We start from the raw sequence: 21,411 nt of genomic DNA, 5'->3' as shown, positions 1-21,411 counted from the left end.
GCCTCGACGGCCCGTTAGGGTTGTCGCCATGTGTGGAATCGCGGCCTACTGCGGGTTCGAGGCCGACGAGGCCCTGCTCGACCGATTGCTTGCGGCGCACCCGGCAGCGGGTGCGGCAGCGACGGCACGGGACGGCGACGCCGGCCTCGGGGTCCGCGATGGCCGTCCGGAGCAGGCGGCGCCGGTGGCCGTCGGGGACGTCGCCCGGCTCGCCGTGGGCCGTGGTGGGAGGTTCACGCTGGCCCTCGACGGCGAGCTCTACAACCGCGCCGAGCTGCGTGCCGACCTCGAGACCCTGGGCCACGACTTCGGGGTGGGCAGCGATGCCGAGGTCGTGCTCGCCGCCTTCACCGAGTGGGGCACCGACGGCCTCGACCGGCTCGACGGGGCCTTCGCGCTCGCGGTGTGGGACCGTGACACCCGGCGGATGACGCTGGCGCGCGACGCCTTCGGGGTGCGCCCCCTCTACGTCGCTCGGTCCGGCGACGGCTGGCTCGTCGCGAGCGAGATCCGCGGCATCCTCGACAGCGGGCTGCACGAGCGGCGCCCCGACGACCGCACCATCTACCGCTACCTGCGCTTCCGCGTCCACGACGACGGCCCTGCGACCTTCTTCGCGGGCATCGAGCGCGTCGGCGCGGGCGAGGTCGTCACCCTCGGAGCCGACGTCGCCGGCGGCATGGAGCGTCGGCCCTACACGCGGCTGCGCGAGGAGCTGACTGCGGCGCCCGGCGCGCCACGCCCGTACACACCGGCCGTCGCCGCGCAGTTCCGCGAGCTGCTCACGGCCGCGGTCCGCCGGCGCTCGAGCTCTCCCGGCCGCACCGGCACTTCCCTGTCAGGCGGCATCGACTCCGCCGCCATCGCCGCGCTGCTGGACGTCGTCGAGCGCGAGCCGGGCCGCTCGGCCGACGGCACGCAGGACGCCTGGTCGGCGGTCTATCCCGACTCGCGCAACGACGAGAGCGAGCAGGTCGACGCCGTCGTCGCCGCCCTCGGTGACCGGGTGCGGTTGCACAAGATCGAGCCGACGCCGACGGAGTTCAAGAACGACCTGCGCGACCTCGTGCGCACCCAGGAGGAGCCGCTCGTCTCGACCGGTGCCTACACGCAGTACCGCGTCCTGCAGGAGGCAGCCGGTCACGACGCCGTCGTGCTCGACGGCCACGGCGGAGACGAGACGCTGGCCGGCTTCGGACCCCACCACCTGGTGCGCCTGCGCGAGCTGCGCCGGCACAGCGCCGTCGACGCTGCCACCGAGCTGGGCCGGTCGCTCGACGTGCTCTACCGTCGCGGCCGGCCGCTCATCGGTGACCGGCTGCACGGCCGCAAGAACGTCCCGGTGACCTCGCTGCTCGACGCGCAGTTCGCGCAGGCGCACGCCTCGGAGGCCTACGACGTCGAGCGCGCCGACCTGCGTGCCCGCCTCGCCGACGACGTCTTCGCCGGCTCGCTCCCCGCCCGACTGCGCTACACCGACAAGAACGCCCGGCGCTTCGGCGTCACCGTTCGGATGCCGTTCGTCGACCGTGACCTCGTCCGCTTCGTCTTCGCGCTCAGCGAGGACGCCCTCGTCAAGGACGGGCTCGGCAAGCGGGTGCTGCGTGACGCGATGCGCGGCCTGCTGCCCGACTCCGTGGTGGACCGCCGCGACAAGGTGGGCGCGGCCACCCCGCAGGGCGAGTGGTTCATGCGCCTGAAGAACCACATCTACGGCGAGTTCCTCTCGGAGTCGTTCGCGAGCCGGCCCTACTTCGACCAGACGGCCGTCCTGCACGCCTTCGAGGGCTGGATCAAGGGCACGAGCTCGATCGAGTCGATGACGCTCTGGCGGATGCTCAACCTCGAGCTGTGGCTCCAGGAGTTCTTCGACGAGCGCAAGCCCGAGGACGGCGAGCCGGTCGAGCACGTCAAGACCGACTACGAGGCCAACGCCCGCAAGCAGCTCGACCTCGTGACCGCCGGCGGCGCGACCGTGCGCCGCTACCCGCTGCGCACCGACCTCTACGCCCGGGAGGACGACCTGGAGGCGAAGACCCTCGGCTACATCGAGCGGTTCTTCACCGGCCTGCCCGACGCCGGGCCGGAGCACATCGCTGCCACGACGGGCCGCTGGTACTTCTTCATCTCCGAGAAGATCGTCGCCATCACCCAAGGCCGCTCCTACTTCATCTGGGACATCAAGGTCGGCCGGCCCGCCCGGCTGCTCAGCCGCTACGTGACGCGCACTCCCGCCGGCATCGGCCTCGGCTCGCCCTTCACGATGCAGCTGGCCATCGAGGAGGCCGGCCTCCCGCGTGTCCTCTTCGCCTCGGCCGGCGGCGCGGTGGGCAAGGTGCTCGGCAAGCGTGGCCTCTTCTACGACCTCGTCGGCGGCGACATCCGCGCCATCGACGGCCCGACCGAGTACTCCGTCTACCCGGCCAACGTGTCGGCGAAGCTCGGCCCCAAGGACCCCGACGACGTCGCCGCGCAGCTCTCCGCTGCGATCCGCGAGCGGGTGCCCGCGGCGTACCGTGACACCTTCGGCGGCACCGTCGTCATGGACGCCAACGACATCGGCCGCAACGTCCTGGGCAAGGACGCGCCAGGCCCCAAGGAGCGCTACGAGGCGATGTTCGCCGACAACCCCCTCGGACAGGGCTCGGAGCAGACGCCGATGGCGGTCGTCTTCGAGCACCCTTCTGCCTGAGATCTGTTCGCGCGCGGCAGTCGGCATGCCGCATACGTATGCCGTATGCCGTATGCCGTCTCCGCGCAGCCAGCGTGGCGCGGCTGCCGCGTCAGCTCTCGAGGAGGGAGTCGCGGACCTGCCGGCGAAGCACCTTGCCGATCTGCGAGCGCGGCAGCTCGTCGACGACGACGACCCGGCGCGGCACCTTGTAGGCAGCCAGGGCCGACCGGCATCGGGCCCGCACGTCCTCGACGTCCAGCTCGGTGCCGGGCTGGACCGTGACGGCGGCCACGACGTCCTCGCTGCCGTCCGCCTTCGGCAGGCCCACGACGGCCGCGTCGGTGATGCCCGGCAGGCCCCGCAGCACCTCCTCGACCTCCGACGGCATGACGTTGAAGCCGCCGGTGATGATGACCTCCTTGATGCGGTCGACGATGGAGACGAAGCCGTCGGCGTCGACGACGACGATGTCACCGGTGCGGAACCAGCCACCCTCGAGCAGGGCCCGTTCGGTCTCCTCGGGCTTGCCCCAGTAGCCGCCGAAGACCTGCGGCCCCCGGATCAGCAGCTCGCCCCGCTCGCCGGGCGCGCGGTCCTGTTCCGGGTGCTCCGGGTCGACCACCCGGATGTCGGTGCTCGGGAAGGGGACCCCGACGGCGCCGGGCCGCCGGTCGAGGCCGATGGGGTTGCCGATCGCGACGGGTGAGGTCTCGGTCAGCCCGTAGCCCTCGACGAGCAGGCCGCCCGTGACGCTCTCCCACAGCTCCAGCGTCTGGCGGGGCAGCGCCATCGCTCCCGAGATGGCGAACCGCGCTGAGGTCAGGTCGATACCGCGGTCGCGCGCGGCCTTGGCGAGGCGCTCGTAGATCGGCGGCACGGCCGGCAGGAAGGTCGGCGGGTGCTTCCGGGCCGCGGTGAGCACGAGGTCGACGTCGAAGCGCGGGAAGAGCACGAGCCGGGCTCCCATGCTCATCGCGAAGGTGAGGCAGAGGGTCAGGCCGTAGGCGTGGAACATCGGCAGGACGGCATACACGACCTCCTGTCCCGGCGTGAGTCCGGGCACCCACGCGCGGCCCTGCGCGGCGTTGGCCACGAGGTTGCGGTGGCTGAGCATGGCGCCCTTCGGGACGCCGGTGGTGCCGCTGGTGTACTGGATGGCGGCGAGGTCGTCGACCGTCGGGCCGGGCACTGCACGGTCCAGGGGGCCGTGGCCCAGCAGCTCGGCCCAGGGCGTGGTGCCGGGTGCCTCGGCGGTGAGTTGCGCCCGTAGCCGCCTCGCGCGGCTGATCGGCAGGCGCAGGGCGGCGCGCTTCGCCCACGGCATGGACGCCGTGAGGTCCACGGCCACGACGTGCTCGACGCCGGTCAGGCCGGTGACCGTGGTGGCCACCTTGTCCCAGACGATGGCGACGGCTGCGGTGTGGTCGTCGAACTGGTGGGCCATCTCCGTGGTCGTGTAGAGCGGGTTGTGCTCGACGACGACCGCCCCGAGGCGGAGCACGGCGTAGAAGGCGACGATGTGCTCCGGGCAGTTCGGCAGCACGAGGGCCACGCGGTCGCCACGCCCGACGCCGAGGCGCCGCAGCCCCTCGGCCACCAGCTCCACGCGGCGCCCGAGCTCGGCGTAGGTCACCTCGGCGCCGAAGAACTCCAAGGCGGTTCGTGGCCCGTGATCGGCGACGGCCTGGGTCAGCAGGTCGACCAGCGAGGAGTCCGGGGGCTCGATCTCGGCCGGCACGCCGTCGGCGTAGTGGGCCACCCAGGTGCGCTCCAGTCCCGCCGCCATGCACGCCTCCGCTTTCGTGTCGCTGCCGTGTCGCTGCCGTGTCGCTGCCACGCTGCGGCGCGGCACGTCCAGTATGTCGAGTCGGGCGTCCCGTCGAGCCGGGGCTCAGTGCGGCGCGCGCATGCGCCCTGCGCCCACCCCACTCCAACCGTCGAAAGGCCACAATCTGCGGCCTGCCGACGATCGAGAGGCCACATTCTGCGTCAGGCGAGCCCGTCGAAGACGTCCCGGCGGATGGGGTCACCCGGTCGGGCCGATCGGTCGACGAACCACTCACGCCCGAAGACGAGGTCGTAGAGCGGCCGGGGGATCCGCAGGAAGGCCGCCAGCGTCCGGTCGGCGCCGCCGTCGGCGGTGGCCTGGGAGACGTGTGCCCGCATCGAGGCGCGCTTGGCCGCGATGTGCCGGCGGACGCTGATGCGGTGGGTGATCTCGCTGCGCGCCGAGAAGGCGTGGTCGAAGCTCGCCCGGTCGAACTCCGGGGGGAAGCGGTAGACCTTGGCGGCGAGGTCGATGGCGCGGCAGATCGTGTCCCGCGGCACGGTCGCCTCGAGCGCCTTGGGCGTGCCGGCCAGCTTGGCGGCCCGGCGGCCCACGAGGTGCACCTGCTTGTGGTCGGGGTGGCCGTAGCCGCCGTTGGGCTCGTAGTGCAGCAGCACGTCGACCTGCTCCTCGCGGAGGATCGCGGCGAGGCGCTGGGCGGCCTCCTCGACGTCGGCGCGGACGAAGCGTGTCGTGCCCGGCGGATCGGGCGCCACCTGCGGGCCGAGCCCGCTGTCGGCGTAGCCGAGGTGCTCGACGCGGGCGACCCCGAGGGCCTCGGCACTCGCCCGCAGCTCGTCCATGCGAGTCGCAGCCAGCGCGCCGGCGCCCGTGAACTCGCTCGCAGCGAGGCCCAGCTCGCCGTCCGTCGCGACGACGACGACGACGCGGTGGCCCTCGGCGGCGGCGCGCGCCATCGTCCCCGAGGTCAGCAGGGCCTCGTCGTCGGGGTGTGCGTGAAAGGTCAAAAGCGTGTACGGCACGGTCACCCATCTTGGACCATGGCACAGTGTCTCCCGTGAAAGTGGCGCTGATCTCCGACTGCTACCTGCCCCGGCTGGGCGGGATCGAGGTGCAGACGCACGACCTCGCGCAGCATCTCCGGGCTGCCGGTCACGACGTCGAGGTCTTCACCGCCACGCGTGGCGTCGACGGGGAGATGCGGGGAGAGGTCACCGTGGTCGACGGTGTCCTCGTGCACCGGCTCGCGGCCCCGATGCCGGGGCGGCTGCCCGTCAACCCCTTCGCCGCGGCAGAGCTACGCCGCAGACTCGTCGACGGCGCCTTCGACGTCGCGCACCTGCAGACCGGTGTCGTCTCGCCGTTCGTGTGGGACGCCACCCGGGTCGCCCTCGGGATCGGGCTGCCGACGGCGATGACCTGGCACTGCATGCTCGCCGGGATGGCGCCGGTCTTCAGGGCGGCACGTTTCGTGCGCCGGTGGGCTGGACGCGGCGTGGCCATGTCGGCCGTGTCCGACGTGGCGGCGCAGCCGCTGCGTCGGCTCGTGGGGCCCGGTGCGCCGGTCACCGTGCTGCCCAACGGCATCGACGTCGGGCGCTGGGCGGTCGGAACGGTGGCGCGCGAGCCGGGACCCCTGCGCCTCGTCACCGCGACGCGGCTCGCCGCCCGCAAGCGCCCCGTGGCGCTCGTCGAGCTCGTGGCCGACGCTGCGCGCACGGCGGGCCAGGACTCGGTCTCGCTCACGGTGCTGGGGGAGGGGCCCTACCGCCGCAGGATGGAGGCCGTCGTCCGCGAGCGGGGTCTCGACTGGGTCTCCCTCCCGGGGCGGGTCACCCGCGACGAGCTGCGTGAGCTGTATGCCGCTGCCGACGTCTACCTGTCACCGACGCGTCTCGAGGCCTTCGGGATAGCCGCCCTCGAGGCGCGCACCGTCGGCCTGCCCGTCATCGGCCGGTCCGGCTCCGGTATGGGCGAGTTCGTGACCGACGGTGTGAACGGCCTTGTAGTGCAGGGTGACTCGCACATGTCGTCGGAGATCGGTCGGCTCGTCAGCGCGCCTGACGAGGTGGCTCGCATGCGGGCGTGGAACGTCAGCCACCCGCCCGCGCAGGAGTGGTCGCAAGTGGTGGCGCTCGCTGTCGCCGAGTACGAGCGGGCCGTGCGGCTGTCGCGCCGATGAGGACCAACGTGCCCGCAGGTCTGCACGTCGTCGCGGTCGCGTCGGACGGAAACCGTGTGGCAGATGCACGCCTCCGCCACGGCGACCATCCGGACGTCGTCCTCGCCGATGCCGGGTGGCTGATCGAGGCGCCGGTCTTCGCAGTGGCGCGCGAGGACGGGGCGATCGAGCTCGGCTACCGCGTGCGCGAGCTGGACGGCATACGTCCTCCGGCCCAGCAGGTGCGCCGGGATGCCGGGGTCAGCGACGACGAGGTGGGGGAGCCGCACCAGCGGGTGGCCGCCTACGCGGTGGTGACGAGCGAGCGCGGCCTGCTGCTGACGCAGTTCAACAGCCAGACGCACGTGGCCGGCGACTGGGGGCTGCCGGGTGGTGGCCTGGACGAGGGAGAGTCGCCCGAGGAGGGTGTTCACCGCGAGGTGTGGGAGGAGACCGGGCAGCGCATCGAGCTCGGCGAGCTGCTCACCGTCCAGTCGCAGCACTGGGTGGGGCGTGCGCCCTCCGGTGTGCTCGAGGACTTCCATGCGGTCCGGATCGTCTATGCCGCAACGTGTTCCGAGCCGGCCGACATCGTCATCCACGATGTCGGTGGCACGACCTCCGACGCTCGTTGGGTGCCGGCCGACCAGATCGGTGACTACCCGCTCGCGGCGTCGTGGCGGCGTCTCGCTGCCCTGGGAGGCCCCGGCGCGACCCGGCCGGCCGGGGAGTACGACGCTCCGTAGGATGACGGCCATGGACTTCGTCTACAACCTGCTGGTCGCCTTCCACCTGCTCGGTATGGCCGCGATCGTCGGCGGCTGGATCGCCGTCCGGGCCGGGCGCACCGTCACCGCCCCTGTCGTCTGGGGTGCGCGGGCGCAGCTCGTGACCGGACTGGCTCTGGTCGGCATCGCGTCGGCGATCAAGGACGACGACCACACTGTCAACAACACGAAGATCGCGGTCAAGCTCGTCATCGCGCTCGTCGTGCTGGCCGCCGCCGAGATCGGCGCCGCGCGATCCCGCAAGGGCCAGGACACCGGCAGCCTGCTCGACGTCGCGGGCGGCGGAGCGGTGGTCAACGTGCTCGTCGCGGCGCTGTGGTGACCGGCTCCCTGGTGAGGGTGGACAACTGAGATGCGTTGGAATGCAGGGGTCCTCGCGGGTCTGCTCATCGGCCTGGTCTGGCTCGTCGCCGGTGTGGCGCTGGTGGTGCTGGGTCGGCAGCGCCGGCGTGTGTCCCGCGCCGATGGCGCCGGCAACATGTCGGTGATCGGAGTCTTCCTGCTCGTGGTCGGCGGCCTGACCTGGTTCGCGACGCTGTTGCTCGCCGTCGTCCCCGGCACTCCCTGACCCACCCTGCTAGAACTCGCCGTTCGAGTTGACGACCACGACTTCCCGTCAAGGCCGTTGCTGAGCGGGGCCGTGCCCAGGCACGGCAGTAGTGGTCGTCATCCCGGACGACGATCCTGTGGATGGTCCCGACCCTGCGCTTCTGGGGTGGGCCACGGTGGTGCGTATGGCACAGCCACCCTCCGCGGTCACGCGGCACCTGCAGGCCCTTGGCGGCGTAGCCGGGCGCCCCGAGCTGACATCCCGCTTCACCGGTCGGGAGATCCGAGCGGCCGTCGAGGCGGGGCTCGTCCTGCGCGACGCTCCAGGGCGGTACGCCTTGCCTTCTGCCGACGCCGCGCGGCGTGCGGTGCGCCGGGTCAACGGGGTGGCAGTGGGTCGTGGTGCTGCCGCGATGTGGCGACTCAGGCTCAAGACCCAGCCGCCACGGCCGGAGATCGCCGTGCCACGTGGGCGCCGTGTGCGGCGGGAGGACCGCGACGACTACCGGATCAGCTGGCGAGAGCTCGAGCGTGCGGAGGTGCGCAGCGGCGAGGCGACGTCGCTGCTGCGGACCGTGCTCGACTGCGCCGTCACGCTCCGGGTCGCCGCGCACGCCGACGGCCGCGCCGAGAACCCCTTTGAGTCGGTGCTCCGGGCGATCTCGCTCGACGTGCCGGGCTTGCGGCTGGTGCCCCAGGTGCCCGTTCCGTGTGGGGGTCGGGTGATCCACCCGGACCTGTGCGACGCCGGGCTGCGGATCGTCGTGGAGGGCGACAGCTATGAGTTCCACACGATGCGTCGCCAGATCGACATCGACTGTGAGCGCTATGACGAGCTGGCGCTCGACGAGTGGCTGGTGCTGCGCTTCTCCCATCCACAGGCGATGGGGCGTCAGGATTGGGTGCGCTCCGTGCTGGCCCGTGGCGTCGAGTTCCGGAAGGCGACCACCACTGCGGTCCGGCGGGCCGGTTGAGCGCGTGAGGACCCCCAGCCGCGAGTTGTGGTCGTCGTCCGGGACGCGAGGGCGTATGCCGTGTGCCTCAGGTCCGCTCGTAGGCGAGGTCGCCGCCGACCCAGGTCTGCAGCACCACGGCGTCGCGGATGTCGGCCGGGGACGACTCCTCGACGGCCCAGAGGTCGCGGTCGACGGCCACGAGGTCGGCGAGCTGGCCGGGTGCGAGGCGCCCGACGTCGGTGCGGCCGACCGACTCGTGCGCCGCGACCGTGAAGGCGTGGACGGCCTCGGTCAGGGTGATCCGCTCCTCCGGTCGCCACCCTCCCCACGGCTGGCCGTCGGCTCGCTGGCGGGTGACCGCCGCGTGCAGGCCGTGGAACGGGTTCGGGTCCTCGACGGGGGCGTCGGAACCGAAGGCCACCTGCACCCCGGCGTTGAGGAAGGTGCGCCATGCGTATGAGGCGAGCCGGCGCGGGCCGATGATCTCGTCGGCGAGCTCGAGGTCGGCGGTGCAGTGCGTGGGCTGCATCGAGGCGACGACGTCGAGCGCCCGGAAGCGCGGGATGTCGATCGGCCTGACGTGCTGCGCGTGCTCGATCCTCAGCAGCGCGTCGAGGCCGTCGCCCCGGACCGCCTCGAAGGTGTCGAGCACGAGGCGGTTGGCCTCGTCGCCGATGGCGTGCGTGACGACGTCCAGCCCGGAGCGCGCGGCGAGCAGGGTCCGCTCGAGCAGCACCTCGAAGGGCATGGCTGCGATGCCGCAGCTCTCGTGCCCGACGAAGGGCTCGGTCATGTGGGCCGTGTGCGAGCCGAGCGCGCCGTCGCTGAAGAACTTGACCGGTCCGACGCGGAAGAGCTCGTCGCCCTGGCCGGACCGGCGCCCCTCGGCGATGGCCAGCTCGAGGTCGGGATCGCGGGTGCACTTCGTGACGCGCAGCCGCAGCGCGCCGTCCGCGTGCAGGGAGGCGTAGGCGGCTCGCGCGTCCTCACCGTCGATGTCGGTGATGCTCGTCAGCCCGACCGAGAGCAGCCAGTCCTGGCACCGCTCGAGCCACGGCCGCAGCGGTGACTCCTCGTGGGGGATGACGTCGAGCAGCTCCTGCGCCGACTCGCGGAGGATGCCGGTGGGCTCGCCGGACCCATCGCGGACGATCTCACCCCCGACCGGGTCGGGCGTGTCGCGGGTGATCCCCGCCCGTTGCAGCGCAAGGGAGTTGGCCCAGATCGTGTGGCCGTCGACGCTCGACAGCGCGGCTACTCGGCCGCCCGAGACCGTGTCGAGGGCGTGCCGGTCGGGCTGCACGGGGACGGCCCACCGGTTGTGGTTCCAGCGTCCGCTGTGCAGCCACTCACCCTCCGGCAGCCCTTCGGCGTGGGCGCGCACCAGCGCCAGCGTGTCCTCGAGCGATCCGGCCCCGCGCAGGTCGACGGATGACTGGTCGCGCGACAGCCACTCGGTGTGGATGTGGGCGTCGTGCAGGCCGGGCATGACGAGGGCGCCGGGGAGGTCGACGGAGGCCGCGCTCCCGGCCGCCTCGACAGCCTCCACACCGACGGCCACGATGCGGCCGTCGTCGACGAGCAGCGCGTCGGTCCAAGGGTTCTCGGCGTCGCCGGTCCAGATGTGCTCGTGGCGGAAGAGGGTGCGGCTCATGCGGTGGGCACCAGGATGAGCTTGCCCGTGGTCTGTCGACCCTCGAGGGCCTCGTAGGCCGCCGCCGCCTCGGTGAGTGGATACCGTCCGCCGACGTCGATCTTCAGCGAACCGTCGGCGACGGCGCCGAGCACCTCGCCCGCGCGCCACTCGTACTCCTCGCGCTCGGCGACGTGGTGCGCCAGCGTCGGTCGCGTCAGGAAGAGGGAGCCGCCGCTGTTGAGGCGCTGGATGTCGAAGGGCGGCACCTGGCCGCTCGCGCCGCCGAAGAGGACCATCATCCCGCGCGGTCGCAGCGAGGCGAGCGACGCGTCGAAGGTCGACTTCCCGACGCCGTCGTAGGCCACGTCGACCCCGCGCCCGGCGGCCTCCCGGACGGCGCCGGCGAGGTCGTCGACGGTCGAGTAGTTGATCAGGTGCTGGGCCCCCAGCGCCCTTGCGACCTCGAGCTTCTCGTCCGATCCCGCCGTCGCGACCACCACTCCACCGCGGGCCGTGACCATCTGCACGAGCAGCTGCCCGACCCCGCCGGCCGCGGCGTGCACGAGGGCGACGGCTCCCGGCGACACGGCATACGTGCTCGTGACGAGGTAGTGGGCGGTGAGGCCTTGGAGCATGGCCGCAGCCGCGACCTCCAGGTCGACGCCGTCGGGGACGGGCACGACGAGGCGGGCGGGCTTGTTGACGAGGGTCGACTCGCTGCCGCTCGACTGGCACCAGGCGACGCGGTCGCCCACGGCCACGTCGGTGACGCCGGGTCCGACGGCCGTGACGGTGCCGGCGCCCTCCTCGCCGAGGACGAAGGGGGTCGGCACGGGGTAGACGCCCTGGCGCTTGTAGACGTCGATGAAGTTGACGCCGGCAGCCGCCACCTCGACCTGCACCTCGCCGTCCGACGGGTCGGGGAGGTCATGGTCGCGCACCTGTAGGACGCTGCCGTCGCCCGACTCGGAGACGAAGACGCTGGTCGCTCGGTTCATGCTTGCCACCCTACGACCGGCGCCGCCTGCGCCTCGGCGCGGTGCTCCCCGCGGCACCGATCCGCACGAGCAGGGCAACCTCGTCCTCCAGCGCCGCGAGCAGCGCCTCGGGGTGCCCCACGACGCCCTCGTCGGCCATGAGGCCGATGCGCACGGCGTCGTCGTAGGTGACGATGCAGACGCCGAGGGTGTGGCGCCCCGAGCCCGGCACCCAGCCGAGCAGGCCGGTCAACGGGACGCCCGCGAGGTAGCGCACCTCCCGAGGCCCGGCGACGTTGGTGGTGACGCCGATCGCCTTGTCGGCGAAGAAGTCCACGATCCGACGCTCGAGCACGGCGGGTATCCGGCCGATGACGGAGATGAGCGCGAAGGTGAGCGCGGCCTCGGGGGACGCCTTGAGCCAGTCCATCCGGGCCTTGGAGAGCGCGAGGCGCCCCAGCGGGGTGGCGTCGCGGCTGGGGAAGTGCAGGAAGAGCAGCGCGAAACGGTTGCCGAGCTCGCGGGGGAGCGGCTCGTCGAGCGGTCGCACGTTGACCGGCACCATGGTGACGAGGTCGACCGGCTCGCGGCCGTGCTCGTCCTGGTAGACGTGCAGGGCGCCGGCCACGGCGCTGAGCAGCACGTCGTTGAGGGTGGCGCCGACCAGGCGCCCGGCTTGCTTGAGGCCCGGCAGTGGCAGCGGCCGGGTCCACAGGACCCGCTTGCTCCGCCCCGGATCACCGCCGACGGCGCTCGTCGGGTTCGTCGTGAGGAGCAGGTCCGAGACGACCTGTCCGGTGCGCAGCGTCACGCCGGCCGCGTCGGTGACGACAGCACGAGCACCCCTGACGCGCAGGCGTTTCCACGCCATGAGGGTGGCAGTCCGCGCCAACCGCACGGCCGAGCGCACGGCTCCCGGACCCGGAGCCATGGCCGAGCCGACGAGAGTCGCCGGTCCGAGGCCCGTGCTCGCCGCGGGCCCGACGAGGTCGCCCGGCCGCCCGTCGGCGTCCTCGGTGAGCCCCAGCAGCACACGGGTCAGCGCGATCCCGTCGGCGAGGGCGTGGTGGATGCGGAAGACGAGGGCGGCGCCCCCGCCGTGGCCGTCGACGAGGTGGACCTCCCAGAGCGGCCGGCTGCGGTCGAAGGGCCGCGACAGGTGCGCCTCGATGTACGCCTGCAGCGCGGCGTCGTCGTCGGAGCTGCCGTCGGCCGTCCGCCCGGTGTCCCGGTCCGTGCCCGTGAGCGTGGCCGTGAGCGTGGCCCGGTGCACGTGGCGGTCGAGGTCGAAGTCCGGGTCGTCCTCCCAGCGGTGGCGCGCGAACGGACGCCCGGCGCGCGTGGCCCGCTGGCTGAAGACGGGGTAGGGCTCGACGATGCGGGCACGGATGACCTCGAGCACGCGATCCCAGTCCGGGACGGAGTCGAGCAGCACGACCGACACGATCACCATGAGGTTCGTCGGGCGGTCCATGTTGAGCCAGAGCACGTCGGCCGGCCCCATCCGGCGGGACGCGCGGGCCACCTACTCGCCCGCCAGTCTCGAGAGCCCGTCGCCGTCGACGCGGAAGGTCGACCAGTCGTCGAGGGAGCGGGCACCGTGCGCCCGGTAGAAGTCGATGGAGGGGGTGTTCCAGTTCAGCACCGACCACTCGAGGCGCGTCCAGCCGCGCTCGACGCACATCGCGGCGAGGCGGGTCAGCAGCGCCTTGCCGATGCCGTGGCCGCGCTGCCCCGGCTCCACGAAGAGGTCCTCGAGCCAGATGCCGGCCTGCCCCGTCCACGTCGAGAAGCTGCGGAACCAGATGGCCATCGCCACGACCGCGTCCTCCCGAACCGCCACGAGGGCGTATGCCGTGGGGTCGCCCTGCGCAGGGAAGAGGGCGTCGCCGAAGTGCTGGGGCGTCGCTGTCGCCGAGTCGGGCTCCTTCTCGTAGGCAGCGAGAGCTTGTACGAGGCGGACGAGGTCGGGCACGTCGGCGGCCGTGGCCTCACGGATCTCGAAGTCGGTCACCGGGCCATCCTCTCCCGAGTCGCGCACCTGGGCGTCGTGGTCGGGGCTGTGGGTGGGTCGACGTAGGCTTGTCCGATCATGAGCACGCTCTTCGACGACCTCCCCATCCCCGGTTTCGGCCCCGGCCAGGGCGGCCCCGCCAGCGGGTCCGCCGGCACCGGGCGCGGCGGCGACGTCACAGAGCAGGGGGTCCCGACCTGGGCCGAGGCGGCGGCGCGTGGCGGCGAGGGTGCGGCCCAGGGAGGGCGCGCCGACCTCGACCCGACCGTGCTCCTCGACGGGCTCAACCCGCAGCAGCGCGAGGCCGTCGTCCACGAGGGCACGCCGCTGCTCATCGTCGCCGGCGCCGGGTCGGGCAAGACCCGCGTTCTCACCCACCGCATCGCGTGGCTCCTCGGGGAGCGGGGCGCCCAGCCGGGCCAGATCCTCGCCATCACCTTCACCAACAAGGCGGCGGCCGAGATGCGCGAGCGCGTCGCATCCCTCGTGGGCCCGCGCGCCCGCGCCATGTGGGTGATGACCTTCCACTCCGCGTGCGTGCGCATCCTGCGGCGCGAGGCCGCGAAGGTCGGCATGAAGTCGACCTTCTCCATCTACGACGCCGCCGACAGCCAGCGCCTGATGAGCCTCGTGCTGCGCGACCTCGACCTCGACCCGAAGCGCTACCCGCCGCGCGGCTTCTCGGCTCAGGTCAGCAACCTCAAGAACGACCTGATCGACGAGGAGACCTACGCCTCGCAGGTCACCGAGGGCAACCACTACGAGCGCACCGTCGCCGACGCGTACACCCAGTACCAACGCCGCCTGCGCCAGGCCAACGCTCTCGACTTCGACGACATCATCATGATGACCGTCAACGTGCTGCAGGCCTTCCCGGACGTCGCCGAGTACTACCGCCGCCGCTTCCGCCACGTGCTCGTCGACGAGTACCAGGACACCAACCAGGCGCAGTACCAGCTCATCAAGGAGCTCGTCGGCGAGGTTAAGGGGCCCGAGGGCGTCGAGTCGTATGCCGTGCCGCCGGCCGAGCTGTGCGTCGTAGGCGACTCCGACCAGTCGATCTACGCCTTCCGCGGCGCGACGATCCGCAACATCCTCGAGTTCGAGAACGACTACCCCGACGCCCGCACGATCCTGCTCGAGCAGAACTACCGCTCGACCCAGCGCATCCTGCGCGCCGCCAACTGCGTCATCGCCCGCAACGAGGGGCGCCGCGCGAAGAACCTCTGGACCGACTCCGGCGACGGCGCGATGATCACCGGCTACGTCGGCGACAACGAGCACGACGAGGCCGCCTTCATCGCCAAGGAGATCGACGACCTCGCCGACAAGGGCGTCAAGCCGGGCGATGTGGCCGTGTTCTACCGCACCAACGCCCAGAGCCGGGCCATCGAGGAGGTGCTCGTGCGGGTGGGCCTGCCCTACAAGGTGGTCGGCGGCACGCGCTTCTACGAGCGGCGCGAGGTCAAGGACGCCCTGGCCTACCTCCGGGTGGTCTCCAACCCCACCGACACCGTCAACCTGCGCCGCATCCTCAACACCCCGAAGCGCGGCATCGGTGACCGGGCCGAGGCCTGCGTCGCGGCGCTGGCCGAGCGTGAGCGCATCCCGTTCGTCGCAGCCCTGGGCCGCGCGGAGGACGCCCCGGGAATCGCCACGCGCTCGGTCGCGGCGATCCAGGGCTTCACCGCCCTGCTCGAGAAGCTCCGCACGTCCTACGAGGCCGACGACAGCGTCGCGGCCCTGCTCGAGATGACGCTCGAGGAGAGCGGCTACCTCGCCGAGCTTCGCGCCAGCCACGACCCGCAGGACGAGACCCGCGTCGAGAACCTCGCCGAGCTCGTCGCCGTCGCGCAGGAGTACGACGACCGCCGTGCCACCGAGCTCGCGGAGTCAGGCGGCGAGCTGCCGCCCGGTGTCGAGCCCGAGGACGTCGGCCCTGCCGGCGCACTCGAGGAGTTCCTCGAGCAGGTCTCGCTCGTGGCCGACGCCGACGAGATCCCCGACGAGCCCGAGGCCAAGGCGCAGGGCGTCGTCACGCTGATGACGCTGCACACGGCCAAGGGCCTCGAGTTCCCCGTCGTCTTCCTCACCGGCATGGAGGACGGCACGTTCCCGCACATGCGGGCGCTCGGCGACCCCAAGGAGCTCGAGGAGGAGCGTCGCCTCGCCTACGTCGGCATCACCCGGGCCCGTGAGCGGCTCTACCTCTCGCGCGCGGCGGTACGGTCTGCGTGGGGCGCCCCGCAGTACAACCCGCCGTCACGCTTCCTCGACGAGATCCCCGGCGACCTGCTCGACTGGCAGCGGCTGGGCCCGTCGTTCAGCGGTGCCCGTGGTTCCGACCGGCCGGCTGTCGCCACGCTCGCGGCCCGTCCCGGTGTCCGCAGCGCCGGCAAGCGCCCGGTCATCTCGCTGCAGTCGGGCGACCGGGTGAGCCACGACTCCTTCGGGCTCGGCACGGTCGTGCGGGTCGAGGGTGACGGCGACAAGTCGATGGCCCACGTCGACTTCGGTGCCGAGACCGGCACCAAGCGCCTGCTCCTTCGCTACGCCCCCCTCGTCAAGCTCTGACGCACGGGGCCGGAGCTCCGCCAGCCTCACGGCGATCGCGTATGCCGGGGCTGGCCCCCCAGCCGGCCGTGGTCCCGGGCTCGGGCTTGGTTGCGGCGCAAAGGCATACGGCCTGTGACGCGACGAGGCCCGCCCTCGGGAAGGGAACGGGCCTCGAGTCGCTGAGGGCCTCGGTCAGAGGCTGACGCCTCGTGCTGCGAGCCAGGGGCTGGGCGGCACGGCGGAGCCGTCCTTGGGGTGGATCTCGAGGTGCACGTGAGGGCCCGTCGAGTGGCCGGTGCTACCGCTGTAGGCGACCACCTGGCCCGGCGTCACCTGCTCGCCGACGGCCACGAGCAGTCGGCTGTTGTGCGCCATCCACGAGACGGTGCCGTCCCAGTAGCGGATCTTGACGAAGTTGCCGTAGCCCTCGGTGGACCAGCCGGCGAAGACGACGGTGCCGCTCGAGAGGGCCCGGACGGGACTGCCGACGGGACAGGCGAGGTCCTGGGCGGGGTGCATCTTGCCCCAGCGCATGCCGAAGCCGGAGGTGAGGGTGTAGCCGGCGACGGGGGAGACCCAGCGGTGCGCCTGGGTGAGCGCGCGCTCCTGGGCCTCGCGCTGGGCCTTGGCGGCGGCGTCGGCCTTCGCCTTGGCCGCGGCGGCCTTGTCGGCGGCGGCCTTGGCGGCTGCGGCCTCGGCCTGCGCGGCCGTCTGCTGCGCGGAGGCGCTCGCGTTGGCGATCAGCGCCTTGGCGTCGCGAGCCATGTCACGCGAGGAGCGTGCACCAGCTCGGTTGCCCGCGGCTGCGGCGACCGCCTCGGGGTCCGCCGTGAGGCCGAGACCGGTGACCGAGTCGGAGACGTTCTTCATCGCGGCCGCTTCGGGGCTCAGCTGGCTGGCGCCGGCGTCGCGGATCACGAGGCCTCCGGCGACGGTCGAGGAGAGCAGCGCAACGGGGACGACGAACTGTCGACCCCGCGAAGGCTTGGCTGCCGGACGGTGCCGGCCGGTGTAGCTGTTTTGGGGCACGAAAGATTTACCTATCAAGTACAGGAGGCGAGGGGCCAGCGTAACGTGATCGTTTCGTGATCCGAAATCACGTTAGGAACGCGGACGTCCGGGCGTCGTGGTGGAGGCCGCGACTGCGACGAGACTAGGGCATCCCCGACGATTTGGGGGATAGCTGTGCACATTCGCCGCGAATGGGCGCTACGGCATACGGCTGCGCCGGCTGCTCAGCGGGCTGACGCCGGGAGTCACCGTGGCGCCGGAGGTGTCCAGGTGCGCCAGCGCGGTCGAGATGCCGTGCACCACGCTGCTCGTGATGGGCACGCTCATGTGACCCACTCCGTGCAGGGCGATGTTGTGCACGTTGAGGTCGTCGTGGTGCAGTGCCGCGTTGTGCTGCGGGATCACGACCTGGTCGAGGTCGGACCAGTAGACGAGGAAACGGGTCTGGCACTCCTTGGCCGGGGCTGCGAGCTCCCTCATCAGGGCACTGCCGGGGCGAAGCTGGCGGGTCAGGCCGTTGTTCCACGTGTAGGCGAGATAGCTGCCCTGGTGCGGGGTGCCCAGGGTGACGAGGGTGTGCACGTGCTCGTCGCCGCCGAGGCGGGTCACGTAGTAGCGGGCGATCAGCCCGCCCATCGAGTGGCCGATGACGTGGATGCGCTCGTAGCCGGTCTCCTCGACGATGCGCTCGACCTCGGCGCCGAGCTCGGCGGCGGCCGCTCGGACGTCGCGGGTGAAGATCGAGTAGTTGATCGTCTCGAGGCGCCCGAAACCGCGGCGCACGAGGCCGCGCCGCAACACGGTGAAGATCGAGCGGTTGTCTGCCATCCCGTGCACCAGCAGGATCGGGGTCTCGGCCGCCTCGACGTTCTGGATGGCGAGGCCCCGCTGGGTCGGGGGCAGGTGCCCGAGCCGGTAGCCCTGCCGCCGGTCACTGGCCCGGGAGCCGAGCAGGCCCAAGGGGTAGAGCCCGAGGTGCAGGCCCATCCACGACGCCTCGAGCGCGGCCCCGGCCAGTCCGGTGGGCGTCAGGAGCGCACCGGCCACCTCCCCGACCGCTGCGGCGAACCCCCGCGGGGCCTGCGCGTCACCTGTCGGGGTGCCGGCTTGTGGCGGCGTCCTCGCCGCCCGTGCTGCCTCTCCCACCTCCTGACCGTACCCCTGTGGGTGGGCGATGCATCACTATCGCGCGCCGGGGTCTGGTGGGGCTGGCTAGAGTGCCCGGCATGAGCGAGACCCCCGCCGCCGAAGTCGCCGCCGAAGCCGTGACCGAGCAGACCGACGTCATCCGCGTGGTCGTGGCCAAGCCGGGGCTCGACGGGCACGACCGCGGTGCGAAGGTGGTCGCGCGGGCCCTGCGCGACGCGGGCATGGAGGTCATCTACACGGGGCTGCACCAGACTCCCGAGCAGATCGTCGAGGCGGCCATCCAGGAGGACGCCGACGTCGTCGGGCTCTCGGTGCTCTCGGGCGCGCACCTGACGCTGTTCGCGCGGGTCGTCGAGCTGCTCGCCGAGCGCGACGCGAGCGACATCGTCGTCTTCGGCGGCGGCATCATCCCCGTGGACGACATCGCTGAGCTCGAGCGGCTCGGCGTCGCCAAGGTCTTCACCCCGGGCGCGACGACGATGGAGATCGTCAGCTGGGTCCGCGAGCACGTCCACCCCGGCTGACGCTCCGCGCCTTCCGGGCTGCTCCGCGGGTTCGGGGCCCCGACGGGGGGCCTACCGGGCGAGCGGACCCGCAACCCGCGTACGGCCCGGAAGAGCGCGAGTCGTCCACAGCCGGTGGCGCCACGGCGCGTCCGTCCACAACCGGCGGCCGGGCGCTGGCCCGACACGGCCGGCCGCGCGACGCTCGGCCCATGCGACTCGACCTGCTGGGCGCCCACGGCGTCTTCTCGGCTGCGGACGCCGCCGCTCACGGTCTGGACGGCCACGCCCTGCGCCGGCTCGTGAGGTCGGGGCAGTGCCTGCGCCTCACCCGAGGCTGGTATGCCGTCGTGTCCGGCGAGCCGCCCACGGCGGAGGCGCGGCACGTGCTGATGGCCACCGCTCTGGGCCGAGCCAACGCGGGGCGGGCCGTGGTCAGCCACCACTCCGCGCTGCTCCTGCACGGACTGCCGACGTATGCCGTCGACCTCGACACCGTCCACCTGACCTCCCTGCCCCGAGCGTCAGGGGCTCGGGTGCCCAACGCCTCGGCGCGACGACGAGGACTGGTGCTCCATCGGCCGATCGCTGCCTTGGCGCCGTTCCGCGCATCCGGTCTCCCCGACTCCTCGACCACGGCCACGGTGCCGATCGCGCTGGCCGTCGTGCAGACGGGGCTCGTGCACGGGCCGGAGGCGGCACTCGTCGCGGCCGATGCGGCGCTCGCGCGCGGAGTCGTCGACGCCGACCGCCTCGGGCGCTCCGTCGACCGGCTGGCGGGGCATCCGGGCCTCGCGACGGTCAGGGCCGCCCTGCGCCACGTCGACGGACGGCACGAGTCGCCCGGGGAGACGCGGACGGCATACGTGCTGCGCAGCCTCGGTCTGGACCTCGAACCGCAGGTCGAGCTGACGGTCGAGGGCCGCCGCTACCGGGCGGACTTCCGGGTCCATGGCACCCGCGTGCTGGTCGAGTTCGACGGTGCCGTGAAGTACGCCGACTCGCGGGCGCTGTTCGAGGAGAAGCAGCGAGAGGATGCCCTGCGCCGGGCCGGCTGGGTCGTGGTCAGGGTCGTCTGGTCCGAGCTCGCCGACGCCGACCGCCTGAGGCGTCGGCTGCAGCAGGCGCTCGGCCAGGCGGCCGCCTGACGTGCGACGCGGCATACGGCCTGCTCCGCGGGATCCGGCACGAGACGGACGGCAGGCCGCGCGGACGGGCCACCAACCCGCGGAGCAGGCGACAGCGCGCCCCGGCGGCGGTGTGATCTTGCTCCAGTCGGGCGCACCCCGGTGGCGGCAGCACGCCTCGGAGCCACTAGAGTCCGAGGGACAGCCTGATTCGGTTGCGCCTCGGCGCAGGGCCCGTCCGAGCGCGAGCACGGGAGCCCCCAAGGACGCCGCAGCGATGCGATCGACGACGATACGAATCGACGACGAGGACGGACCCCACCCGTGGATCTCTTCGAGTACCAAGCCCGCGACATGTTCGAGAAGCACGGGGTGCCCGTGCTGGCCGGCGCCATCGCCACCACGCCAGAGGAGGCCCGCGCGGCCGCCGAGCAGATCGGGCCGAAGTCGGGAGGTGTCACCGTCGTCAAGGCGCAGGTGAAGACCGGCGGCCGCGGCAAGGCCGGCGGCGTCAAGGTCACCAAGAGCCCCGACGAGGCGCAGGCCGCGGCCGAGGCGATCCTCGGCATGGACATCAAGGGCCACACCGTGGGCACCGTGATGATCGCCCAGGGCGCCCGCATCGCCGAGGAGTACTACTTCTCGATCCTGCTGGACCGCGCCAACCGCACCTACCTCGCCATGTGCTCCAAGGAGGGCGGCATGGAGATCGAGCAGCTCGCCGTCGAGCGCCCCGAGGCCCTGGCGCGCATCGCGGTCGACCCCAACACCGGCATCGACGCCGCCAAGGCGCAGGAGATCGTCGACACCGCCGGCTTCGACGAGGCCGACAAGGCCGCCATCGCCGACGCCATTCAGAAGCTCTGGACCGTCTACCGCGACGAGGACGCGACGCTCGTCGAGGTCAACCCCCTCGTCAAGACCGAGGACGGCCAGATCGTGGCCCTCGACGGCAAGGTGACGCTGGACGAGAACGCCGGCTTCCGCCACGCGGACCACGAGGCCCTCGAGGACACGGCGCAGGCCGACCCGCTCGAGGCGGCCGCCAAGGAGAAGAACCTCAACTACGTCAAGCTCGACGGCTCCGTCGGCATCATCGGCAACGGCGCCGGCCTGGTCATGAGCACGCTCGACGTCGTCGCGTACGCCGGTGAGGAGTTCGGCGGCCAGAAGCCGGCCAACTTCCTCGACATCGGTGGCGGCGCGAGCGCCGAGGTCATGGCCAACGGCCTGCACATCATCCTGTCGGACCCGCAGGTCAAGAGCGTCTTCGTCAACGTCTTTGGCGGCATCACCTCCTGCGACGCGGTGGCCAACGGCATCGTCGGCGCGCTCGACGCCCTCGGTGACGAGGAGGACCGCCCGCTGGTCGTGCGCCTCGACGGCAACAACGTCGAGGAGGGCCGACGCATCCTGCAGGAGCGCAACCACCCGCTGGTGACGGTCGAGCCGACGATGGACGGCGCCGCGCGCCGCGCCGCCGAGCTCGCCTCCCGGCCCGCCGCCAACTGACCACAGAGC

18 protein-coding genes are annotated in these 21,411 nt (G+C 72.3%); 10 read left to right on the top strand and 8 right to left on the bottom strand.

Translation table 11 applies throughout. From position 1 onward, the window contains the following. Nucleotides 1-28: 28 nt before the first annotated feature. A complete protein-coding gene (locus AC3WRT_RS04905) occupies nucleotides 29-2,692 on the top strand; it encodes an asparagine synthase-related protein (protein ID WP_492719790.1) in 2,664 nt (887 codons plus the stop codon). Nucleotides 2,693-2,783: 91 nt separating this feature from the next. On the opposite strand, the gene AC3WRT_RS04900 is transcribed toward AC3WRT_RS04905, so the two are convergent. Next, nucleotides 2,784-4,460 carry a long-chain-fatty-acid--CoA ligase gene (locus AC3WRT_RS04900; RefSeq protein WP_492719788.1) on the bottom strand — a complete coding sequence of 559 codons (1,677 nt, stop codon included), beginning with the start codon at nucleotides 4,458-4,460 and terminating at the stop codon, nucleotides 2,784-2,786. A 203-nt stretch (nucleotides 4,461-4,663) separates the two neighbouring features. Continuing rightward, the gene (locus AC3WRT_RS04895) at nucleotides 4,664-5,485 is read right to left on the bottom strand and encodes a PIG-L deacetylase family protein (RefSeq protein WP_492719786.1); all 822 of its coding nucleotides are present in this window, start codon (nucleotides 5,483-5,485) and stop codon (nucleotides 4,664-4,666) included. A 35-nt stretch (nucleotides 5,486-5,520) separates the two neighbouring features. Here AC3WRT_RS04895 and AC3WRT_RS04890 point away from each other — a divergent pair, with 35 nt between their 5' ends. From AC3WRT_RS04890 to AC3WRT_RS04870, 5 genes are all read left to right on the top strand, one after another. After that, nucleotides 5,521-6,645, top strand: a complete 1,125-nt coding sequence (locus tag AC3WRT_RS04890; protein ID WP_492719784.1) for a glycosyltransferase family 4 protein — start codon at nucleotides 5,521-5,523, stop codon at nucleotides 6,643-6,645. Between the two features lie 56 nt (nucleotides 6,646-6,701). After that, entirely contained in the window at nucleotides 6,702-7,370 is a 669-nt protein-coding gene (locus AC3WRT_RS04885; RefSeq protein WP_492719781.1) for an NUDIX hydrolase, read from the top strand. Between the two features lies 1 nt (nucleotide 7,371). Further along, nucleotides 7,372-7,734: a hypothetical protein gene (locus tag AC3WRT_RS04880; RefSeq protein WP_492719779.1), complete on the top strand. Its 363-nt coding sequence runs from the start codon at nucleotides 7,372-7,374 to the stop codon at nucleotides 7,732-7,734. 30 nt (nucleotides 7,735-7,764) lie between these two features. Then, nucleotides 7,765-7,980, top strand: coding sequence for a hypothetical protein (locus tag AC3WRT_RS04875; RefSeq protein ID WP_492719777.1), 216 nt, complete (start codon nucleotides 7,765-7,767; stop codon nucleotides 7,978-7,980). A gap of 166 nt (nucleotides 7,981-8,146) precedes the next feature. After that, nucleotides 8,147-8,935, top strand: coding sequence for a putative endonuclease domain-containing protein (locus tag AC3WRT_RS04870; RefSeq protein ID WP_492719774.1), 789 nt, complete (start codon nucleotides 8,147-8,149; stop codon nucleotides 8,933-8,935). Nucleotides 8,936-9,002: 67 nt separating this feature from the next. Here AC3WRT_RS04870 and AC3WRT_RS04865 read toward each other — a convergent pair whose 3' ends face one another. From AC3WRT_RS04865 to AC3WRT_RS04850, 4 genes are read right to left on the bottom strand one after another with little or no spacing between them, the layout of a single operon-like run. Beyond that, nucleotides 9,003-10,571, bottom strand: a complete 1,569-nt coding sequence (locus AC3WRT_RS04865; RefSeq protein WP_492719772.1) for an amidohydrolase — start codon at nucleotides 10,569-10,571, stop codon at nucleotides 9,003-9,005. Then, nucleotides 10,568-11,551: a quinone oxidoreductase family protein gene (locus tag AC3WRT_RS04860; RefSeq protein WP_492719768.1), complete on the bottom strand. Its 984-nt coding sequence runs from the start codon at nucleotides 11,549-11,551 to the stop codon at nucleotides 10,568-10,570. Before AC3WRT_RS04860 ends, AC3WRT_RS04865 begins: the two co-directional genes overlap by 4 nt. A gap of 10 nt (nucleotides 11,552-11,561) precedes the next feature. Continuing rightward, entirely contained in the window at nucleotides 11,562-13,055 is a 1,494-nt protein-coding gene (locus AC3WRT_RS04855; RefSeq protein ID WP_492719763.1) for a WS/DGAT domain-containing protein, read from the bottom strand. Next, nucleotides 13,056-13,544 (bottom strand): GNAT family N-acetyltransferase, encoded by a 489-nt coding sequence (locus AC3WRT_RS04850; protein ID WP_492719759.1) that lies wholly within the window; start codon nucleotides 13,542-13,544, stop codon nucleotides 13,056-13,058. 78 nt (nucleotides 13,545-13,622) lie between these two features. Here AC3WRT_RS04850 and pcrA point away from each other — a divergent pair, with 78 nt between their 5' ends. Further along, the gene (gene pcrA, locus AC3WRT_RS04845; RefSeq protein ID WP_492719755.1) at nucleotides 13,623-16,118 is read left to right on the top strand and encodes a DNA helicase PcrA; all 2,496 of its coding nucleotides are present in this window, start codon (nucleotides 13,623-13,625) and stop codon (nucleotides 16,116-16,118) included. 174 nt (nucleotides 16,119-16,292) lie between these two features. Here pcrA and AC3WRT_RS04840 read toward each other — a convergent pair whose 3' ends face one another. Further along, nucleotides 16,293-17,129, bottom strand: coding sequence for a M23 family metallopeptidase (locus tag AC3WRT_RS04840; protein WP_492719752.1), 837 nt, complete (start codon nucleotides 17,127-17,129; stop codon nucleotides 16,293-16,295). A gap of 180 nt (nucleotides 17,130-17,309) precedes the next feature. Further along, nucleotides 17,310-18,257 (bottom strand): lipase family alpha/beta hydrolase, encoded by a 948-nt coding sequence (locus AC3WRT_RS04835; RefSeq protein WP_492719749.1) that lies wholly within the window; start codon nucleotides 18,255-18,257, stop codon nucleotides 17,310-17,312. An 80-nt stretch (nucleotides 18,258-18,337) separates the two neighbouring features. Between AC3WRT_RS04835 and AC3WRT_RS04830 the strand changes: the two genes are divergently transcribed. The 3 genes from AC3WRT_RS04830 (at nucleotide 18,338) to sucC (ending at nucleotide 21,402) form a co-directional block, all read left to right on the top strand. Next, nucleotides 18,338-18,784 (top strand): cobalamin B12-binding domain-containing protein, encoded by a 447-nt coding sequence (locus AC3WRT_RS04830; protein ID WP_492719746.1) that lies wholly within the window; start codon nucleotides 18,338-18,340, stop codon nucleotides 18,782-18,784. Between the two features lie 191 nt (nucleotides 18,785-18,975). Further along, nucleotides 18,976-19,911 (top strand): type IV toxin-antitoxin system AbiEi family antitoxin domain-containing protein, encoded by a 936-nt coding sequence (locus AC3WRT_RS04825; protein ID WP_492719744.1) that lies wholly within the window; start codon nucleotides 18,976-18,978, stop codon nucleotides 19,909-19,911. A gap of 303 nt (nucleotides 19,912-20,214) precedes the next feature. After that, nucleotides 20,215-21,402 (top strand): ADP-forming succinate--CoA ligase subunit beta, encoded by a 1,188-nt coding sequence (sucC, locus tag AC3WRT_RS04820; protein WP_492719742.1) that lies wholly within the window; start codon nucleotides 20,215-20,217, stop codon nucleotides 21,400-21,402. Nucleotides 21,403-21,411 lie beyond the last annotated feature (9 nt).

Source organism: Terrabacter sp. FW104-15G4B (assembly GCF_058790095.1).
The sequence above is the reverse complement of the archived record's forward strand: the minus strand, read 5'-3'. Positions and strand labels throughout refer to the sequence as shown.

Bases quoted from the DNA above. Each gene is read 5' to 3' on its own strand.
- AC3WRT_RS04905 (WP_492719790.1), top strand. From the start codon at position 29: ATGTGTGGAATCGCGGCCTACTGCGGGTTCGAGGCCGACGAGGCCCTG.
- AC3WRT_RS04900 (WP_492719788.1), bottom strand. From the start codon at position 4,460: ATGGCGGCGGGACTGGAGCGCACCTGGGTGGCCCACTACGCCGACGGC.
- AC3WRT_RS04880 (WP_492719779.1), top strand. From the start codon at position 7,372: ATGACGGCCATGGACTTCGTCTACAACCTGCTGGTCGCCTTCCACCTG.
- AC3WRT_RS04875 (WP_492719777.1), top strand. From the start codon at position 7,765: ATGCGTTGGAATGCAGGGGTCCTCGCGGGTCTGCTCATCGGCCTGGTC.
- AC3WRT_RS04870 (WP_492719774.1), top strand. From the start codon at position 8,147: ATGGCACAGCCACCCTCCGCGGTCACGCGGCACCTGCAGGCCCTTGGC.
- AC3WRT_RS04865 (WP_492719772.1), bottom strand. From the start codon at position 10,571: ATGAGCCGCACCCTCTTCCGCCACGAGCACATCTGGACCGGCGACGCC.
- AC3WRT_RS04860 (WP_492719768.1), bottom strand. From the start codon at position 11,551: ATGAACCGAGCGACCAGCGTCTTCGTCTCCGAGTCGGGCGACGGCAGC.
- pcrA (WP_492719755.1), top strand. From the start codon at position 13,623: ATGAGCACGCTCTTCGACGACCTCCCCATCCCCGGTTTCGGCCCCGGC.
- AC3WRT_RS04830 (WP_492719746.1), top strand. From the start codon at position 18,338: ATGAGCGAGACCCCCGCCGCCGAAGTCGCCGCCGAAGCCGTGACCGAG.
- AC3WRT_RS04825 (WP_492719744.1), top strand. From the start codon at position 18,976: ATGCGACTCGACCTGCTGGGCGCCCACGGCGTCTTCTCGGCTGCGGAC.